This window comes from Micrococcus lylae, from assembly GCF_900163825.1.
GTDB classification, from domain to species: domain Bacteria; phylum Actinomycetota; class Actinomycetes; order Actinomycetales; family Micrococcaceae; genus Micrococcus; species Micrococcus lylae.
Map to the genome: position 1 here is coordinate 23,879 of NZ_FUKP01000001.1, position 6,166 is coordinate 30,044.

General features: G+C 73.0%; 8 protein-coding genes. 3 read left to right on the forward strand and 5 right to left on the reverse strand.

Annotated elements, in window-relative coordinates:
- Positions 1 to 34: 34 nt before the first annotated feature.
- Positions 35 to 949, forward strand: coding sequence for a TrmH family RNA methyltransferase (locus FM125_RS00120; protein ID WP_425435761.1), 915 nt, complete (start codon positions 35 to 37; stop codon positions 947 to 949).
- 96 nt (positions 950 to 1,045) lie between these two features.
- Here FM125_RS00120 and FM125_RS00125 read toward each other — a convergent pair whose 3' ends face one another.
- Together FM125_RS00125 and FM125_RS00130 are read right to left on the reverse strand one after the other, a co-directional pair.
- Positions 1,046 to 1,318: a GlsB/YeaQ/YmgE family stress response membrane protein gene (locus FM125_RS00125; protein ID WP_067191891.1), complete on the reverse strand. Its 273-nt coding sequence runs from the start codon at positions 1,316 to 1,318 to the stop codon at positions 1,046 to 1,048.
- A gap of 123 nt (positions 1,319 to 1,441) precedes the next feature.
- Complete coding sequence (locus FM125_RS00130; RefSeq protein WP_067191888.1) at positions 1,442 to 2,653, reverse strand: MFS transporter; 1,212 nt, start codon at positions 2,651 to 2,653, stop codon at positions 1,442 to 1,444.
- Between the two features lie 20 nt (positions 2,654 to 2,673).
- On the opposite strand from FM125_RS00130, the gene FM125_RS00135 reads away from it, so the two are divergent.
- The gene (locus FM125_RS00135; protein WP_342743381.1) at positions 2,674 to 3,207 is read left to right on the forward strand and encodes an NUDIX domain-containing protein; all 534 of its coding nucleotides are present in this window, start codon (positions 2,674 to 2,676) and stop codon (positions 3,205 to 3,207) included.
- On the opposite strand, the gene FM125_RS00140 is transcribed toward FM125_RS00135, so the two are convergent.
- On the reverse strand, positions 3,185 to 4,396 hold the full coding sequence (locus FM125_RS00140; protein WP_087133250.1) for an Rv2578c family radical SAM protein: 1,212 nt from the start codon (positions 4,394 to 4,396) through the stop codon (positions 3,185 to 3,187). The two genes, FM125_RS00135 and FM125_RS00140, sit on opposite strands and share 23 nt — an antisense overlap.
- Positions 4,397 to 4,482: 86 nt before the next feature.
- Here FM125_RS00140 and FM125_RS00145 point away from each other — a divergent pair, with 86 nt between their 5' ends.
- Complete coding sequence (locus FM125_RS00145) at positions 4,483 to 5,121, forward strand: pyroglutamyl-peptidase I (RefSeq protein WP_087133251.1); 639 nt, start codon at positions 4,483 to 4,485, stop codon at positions 5,119 to 5,121.
- Positions 5,122 to 5,167: 46 nt separating this feature from the next.
- On the opposite strand, the gene FM125_RS00150 is transcribed toward FM125_RS00145, so the two are convergent.
- Together FM125_RS00150 and FM125_RS00155 are read right to left on the reverse strand one after the other, a co-directional pair.
- Positions 5,168 to 5,710, reverse strand: coding sequence for a hypothetical protein (locus FM125_RS00150; RefSeq protein WP_227718824.1), 543 nt, complete (start codon positions 5,708 to 5,710; stop codon positions 5,168 to 5,170).
- Positions 5,707 to 6,066 (reverse strand): CHY zinc finger protein, encoded by a 360-nt coding sequence (locus tag FM125_RS00155; RefSeq protein WP_087133252.1) that lies wholly within the window; start codon positions 6,064 to 6,066, stop codon positions 5,707 to 5,709. Before FM125_RS00155 ends, FM125_RS00150 begins: the two co-directional genes overlap by 4 nt.
- Positions 6,067 to 6,166 lie beyond the last annotated feature (100 nt).

Genomic DNA, 6,166 nt, shown 5'->3' on the forward strand with positions numbered 1-6,166 from the left:
GCACACCATGACCGGACGCCCCGACCAGGAAGTGATGACGAACCCGCGCGCCGAGCGCGTGAGGTCCGTCGCCCGCCTGGCGGGGCGTTCGGCGCGTCTGAGGGCGGGTGCCTTCCTGGTGGAGGGCCCGCAGGGATGCCGGGAGGCGCTGCGCGCGCACCTGGGCCGCGGACCTGCCAAGGCCCGCTCTGTGTGGCCGGCGGGGGGAGTGGTCCGCGAGGTCTACGTCTCGGACCGGCTGGCGCAGCGGGACCCGGAGCTGGCCGCCCTCGTGGACGAGGTCGCCTCGTTGCGGCCGTCCGCCGCCGGGCTGAGCCACGACGACGGCCGCTCGCCCTCCGGGCGTCGGGTCGCCGTGCGCCGTGCCTCCGACGAGGTCCTCACCGCCATGTCGGACGCGGTGACGGGACAGGGGATCCTGATCGTCGCCGCGCTGCCGCAGGCCATGGGCCTGGACCAGGTGCTGACACAGGGCCGAGTCCGCCTGGCCGCCGTGCTGTGCAGGGTCCAGGACCCGGGCAACGCCGGCACCATCCTGCGGGCCGCCGACGCCGCCGGAGCCGATGCCGTGCTGTTGACGACCGGTTCCGTGGACCTGTTCAACCCGAAGGTCGTCCGCTCCACGGCGGGCTCGATCTTCCACCTGCCCGTGGTGACGGGCCTGTCACTGGATGCCTGTGTGGACGCGTTGCGGCAGGCGGGCCTGCAGGTGTGGGCTGCAGACGGCCATGCGGACCACACGCTCACCTCCCTGGCATCCGAGACGTTGGGCTCCCCGACGGCCTGGCTGCTGGGGAACGAGGCCCGGGGACTGTCCGAGACGGAGCGTGCGCTGGCGGACCAGGCGGTGGCCGTGCCGCTCTACGGCGCGGCCGAATCCCTCAACGTCGGCACCGCGGCCACCGTGTGCCTGTACGCCTCCGCGATGGCCGCGCGGCGGGCCGGCTGACCACCCGGCAGGCCGGCTGACCAGGGGGCGGCCCCTGAGCATGGAAGAAGGCCCCCGCCCGAAGGGGCGGGGGCCTTCTTGTGTGCGCCGGACAGGTCAGTGGTTGGCGCCGCGACGGCCGGTGATGGCCTGCCAGATGAACGCCACGATCACGCCGCCCAGGATCGCGAAGATCCAGGTGGACAGGGAGAAGAAGGAGTTCATGGTGTCGATCTTGAAGATCGTGCCGGCGATCCAGCCGCCCAGGAGGCCGCCGACGACGCCGGTGATGAGGGCACCGATCCACCCGGAGCCCTGCTTGCCGGGAAGGATGAGGCGGGCGATGGCACCCGCGATGAGACCGAGGACGATCCAAGCGAAGAAACCCATGTGCTTGTCACCTTTCGATAGTTGGAAATACCTTGCCCGTTCATCATAGCGGCAATCGCGCTGGGATGACTCGTTTTCGCCCGCGAAGAAACCATGCGTCTTCCTGTGCTCCGGGCGGGCGGTTCAGGGGCGGTGCACAGGGTGACGCCGGATCAGGGTGCACGCCAGCAACAGTCCGAGGGCGGCGACTCCGGCGCCGGCGAGCGACGGGACGTCGGCGGAGAAGCCGGCACCGATGAGGCCGGCGCCCACCCAGGCTCCGATGGCGTTGGCCATGTTCAGGGCGGAGTGGTTGAGGGAGCCTGCCAGCTGCGGAGACTCCGGGGCGGCGTCCACCAGCAGCACCTGCAGGGCCGGGGCGATGCCCGAGCCGCACACCGCGACGAGGAACAGCGGAACGAGCACGGCCCACCACCACGGGGACAGCAGGTACACCAGCGCCAGGAACACGGCAGACAGCAGGAAGGACAGGCGCAGCGTCCGGATGGGGTCCCGGTCCGTCATGGCGCCGCCGATCAGGGTGCCGACCACCATGCCCACGCCGTAGAAGGCCAGGACGAGGGGGATGTGCTGCGGGGCCAGACCGCCGATGTCGGTGAGCAGTGTGGCGATGTACGTGTACAGGCAGAACATGCCGGCGAATCCGAGGATGCCGACGAGTGCGGTCTTCCACAGACGCGCGGAGGCCAGTCCCTTGAGCTCGGAGCGGATGCTGCTGCCGGCGGGGGCGGGCACGGGAGGCACCAGCAGCCAGGTCGCCAGGATGCACAGGGCGGCGCACGCGGCCACCACCACGAACATCCAGCGCCAGCCGGCCTGCTGGCCCAGTGCCGTTGCGACGGGGACGCCGATCAGGTTTGCCGTGGAGAGGCCGGCGAGCACCCAGCCGACGGCCTGGCCGCGGCGGGCGGGGCCGGCCAGGTGTGCCGCGGCCAGCGCCGCCGCGGAGAAGAAGGCGCCGTGCGGCAGGCCGGAGAGGAAGCGGGCGGCCATCATCCAGCCGATGGTCGGGGCCAGGAGGGAGCCGAGGTGGCCGACGACGAACAGGCCCATGAGCAGCATGGACGAGCGGCGGCGGTCCACGGTGGACAGCGCGGCGGCCAGGGTCGGGGCGCCCACCACGACGCCGAGGGCGTACATGGAGATCAGCACGCCGCCGGTCTCCGGCGCGACCTCGAGGTCGGCCACCGCCTCCGGCAGCAGGCCCATGATGGTGAACTCGGTGGTGCCGATGGCGAAGCTGCCCATCGCCAGGGCGAGGACGGCCCACAGCAGGCGACGGCCGTGCAGGCGCGGATCGGTGGTCAGGCGGGGGGAGGTCTCGGGCTGATGCACTGGGCAAGCCTACGACCCTCGTGACGCTCCGGCCCGCCACGTCCGTAGGCTGGGGTCATGACGTCCCCCACATCACTCCCTCCGACCGTGCAGCCCGACCCGTCGAAGCCGCTCGTCGTGGGGGTTGCGCTCCTCGACGCCGCCGACGCCCCAGGGCGTTGCTCGCGGCGCGCCGCAGTGCGCCGGAATCGTTGGCGGGGCTCTGGGAGTTCCCGGGGGGAAAGGTGGAGCCCGGGGAGGAGCCCCGGGCGGCGCTCGAGCGCGAGGTCCGTGAGGAGCTCGGGGCCCGAGTCCGGCTCGGAACGGAGGTCGGGGCCCCGGACGCCCGCGGCTGGCTTCTGGCGAACGGTGCCTTCATGCGCGTCTACGTGGGGGTGCTGGCCGAGGGGTCGGCCGAGCCCGCCCCGCTCGAGGACCACGACCGGCTGGAGTGGACCGCGCTGACGCGTCAGGACCTGCATGCGCTGGACTGGATCCCGGCGGATCGGCCGATCGTGGATGCGCTGCTGGAGCGGCTCTCCCCGGAGCGGCTCAGAACAGCGCCGGCTGTGTGAGGGGCGCACGCCTCGCCGCCCCGGCGGCGTCGGAGACGGCGGCGCGCCCCCGATGCGTCCGAGCCGCGGTGCCGGCGAACCGCCCGGTGGCGGAGGGCCGCCCGGCTCGGCTCGTCCGGGTCTCGGCGGCGGCTGCGAGGAGGCCCTCTCCGACCGGCAGCGGACGGGATTCGATGGGCGGGCCGTCCTCGCGCTGGATGCCCTGCGCCCCGCCGATCCGCAGCCCGTACCGCCGGGCAGCGGCGACGCCGCGGCGTTCGAGACCGGCACGGTAGGACGCGGGGGCGTAGGAGGACCGCCGGTACATGCGGCGGTATCCGTCCAGCAGCTGCGGATGCTCGGCGGCGATCCAGTCCAGGTACCACTGGCGTGCGCCCGGGCGCAGGTGCAGTGCGCCGGTGAGAACAGAGGAGGCCCCGGCCGCGGCGACGGCGCGCATGAGCAGATCCAACTGCTCGTCCCCGTCCGTGAGCCAGGGAAGGATCGGCATTGCCATCACGTGCACGCGCGCTCCCGCCGCGGCGAGCTTCTCGATGAGCTTCAGCCGGGCCGTCGGCGACGGCGTTCCCGGCTCGACCGCCTCGGCGATCGACGGGTCCAGCAGGGCCAGGGAGACGCCGACGTCCACGGGTACGGACCGTGCCGCAGCGGCGAGCAGCGGCACGTCGCGGGCCAGGAGGGTGCCCTTCGTCAGGATCGAGAACGGCGTGCCGGACTCGGCGAGGGCGGAGATGATGCCGGGCATGAGCCGGTACCGGCCCTCGGCACGCTGATACGGATCCGTGTTGGTGCCCAGGGCGACGGTCTCACGGCCCCAGGTGGGGCGGGCCAGCTCGGCGCGCAGGACCTCGGGGGCGTTCACCTTGACCACGATCTGCCGGTCGAAGTCCGCACCGGCGTCCAGGTCCAGGAACTCGTGGGTGCTCCGGGCGAAGCAGTAGCGGCAGGCGTGCGTGCAGCCGCGGTAGGGGTTGACGGTCCAGCGGAACGGCATCTGCGAGGCCTCCGGGACCCTGTTCAGGACCGTCTTCGCCTCCACCTCGTGGAAGGTGACGCCGGCGAACTCCGGCGTGGTGACGGTCCGCTGCAGGCCCGGGAGCGGCAGCAGGGCGGGTGTGCCGGCCGGTGTGCCGGTCCCCGTCTGCTCGGCGCCGCTCCCGGCCCGCAGGGTCTGCGCTTCCCATCGCATGGCAACGAGTAGAACACATGTTCGAATCACTTCGCAAGTGTGTTCGAGGCCCTTTCTGTCGGCGCCGCTTCGCTAGGGTTCGTCCCATGACCGCTGCCTCTCGCATCTTGCTCACCGGCTTCGACCCCTTCGGCGGGGACGCCACGAATCCGTCCTGGTCCGCGGCCCGCGGCGCCACCACGATCCTCCGGGCCGCCGGGCACGAGGCCCATGCCGTGCAGGTCCCGTGTGTGTTCGCCGCCTCCGGCCCGGCGCTGCAGGCCGCCCTGACCGAGCACCGCCCGGACGTGGTGGTCTGCGTCGGCCTGGCCGGCGGCACCGCCCACGTCCGGCTCGAGCGGGTGGCCGTGAACCTGCAGGACGCGCGCATCCCGGACAATGCGGGGGACCAGCCGGTGGACCGCCCGGTCGTGGCGGACGGCCCCGCCGCCCTCTTCTCCACCCTTCCTGTCAAGCGGGCCCTCGCCGCTGCCGGCATCCCCGCCCAGCTGTCCCTGTCCGCCGGCTCCTTCGTCTGCAACCACCTGATGTACTCGGTGCTCCATGAACCCGGTTCCGCCCGGGCCGCCGGCTTCGTGCACGTGCCCTGGGACCTCGAGCACCGGGCCGACGACTCCGTCCCCGCCCTGCCCGCGGCGCAGCTGGCGCAGGCCGTCGCCCTGGTCGCGCTCGAGTCCCTCGACGACTCCCCGGACGCCGATCTCCCCGGCGGCGCCCTGCATTGACGGGCAGGGAAGGGCCCGGGCGTCCGCCGCCGAGCCGGCCCCGTGCTCAGGCGGGGGTGCCGCCGGGGCTGGGCGGGCCGTCGTCGTGCCTCTCCGCGGGACGGCGGTCCAGCCGCCGGCCGTGCCAGGCGCGGATCGGCGCGCGCTCCCGATAGCCTCCCAGGGTCAGCCCCGCGGTGCGCTCGAACAGGTTCGCCGATGCCGTGTCCCCGCATCGCCACAGCGACCAGCCGACCGCCAGGAAGTACAGCGGGAGGAACGGCAGGCCGAGGCAGACGGCGTACTGCGTCGCGTGGCCGGACTCGTGCCGCCACAGCTCGGGCGTCATCCGCAGCCCGGGGCGCGTGAACACCACGTTGCCCACCGTGAACGCCGCCCCGTCCGGGAAGGCGAGCGGGTAGTTTCGGGCCTGCACCAGCCCGTGCGGCGCCGGAGTCAGCGGACACCGCAGCACCGCTGCGGCCACCAGTCCCAGCACCGTGGAGAGGTTCACCAGGTTCCAGGCCTGCCGGAGGGGACGCGACGACGGCCTCTGGCCGCGCGTGTGCCCCTCGCCGGGGCGGAGCGCAGGGCGGAACGGGCGGCTCATGGGCTCGTCGGAAGCGAGAAGTACAGGTGCCGGTGCAGCCGGCAGCCGGGGTTGAATCCGGCACCGCACGCGGGGCAGGACTCGGCGTCCAGGTAGTCATGCGTGTGCATCCGGTGGCCGCAGACGCCGCACAGCGCCGGCATCCGATGGACGTCCTCAAGCGGCGTCGGCACGGCGTCGTGCCCGGCCAGCGCGTCGTGACACCGGCGGCAGGCCCAGTAGTCCGGGCAGCAGGCCAGCTGCAGGGCCACCACGTCCGTCGGACCGGCGTAGTGCACGCAGCGGCTCTGCCGGTCGACGAGCAGCCCACGGAGCTCGACGCCGTGCACAGGCACGAGGGACGGGACGCTGGACATGGCCACACCCTAGCTGTAGGAGGGCATGACGTTGTTGACTCGGGCCGGTGCCAGTGAGGCCGGAGGAGCGTCTCCGCAGGAGGTATGAGGCCGATGATAG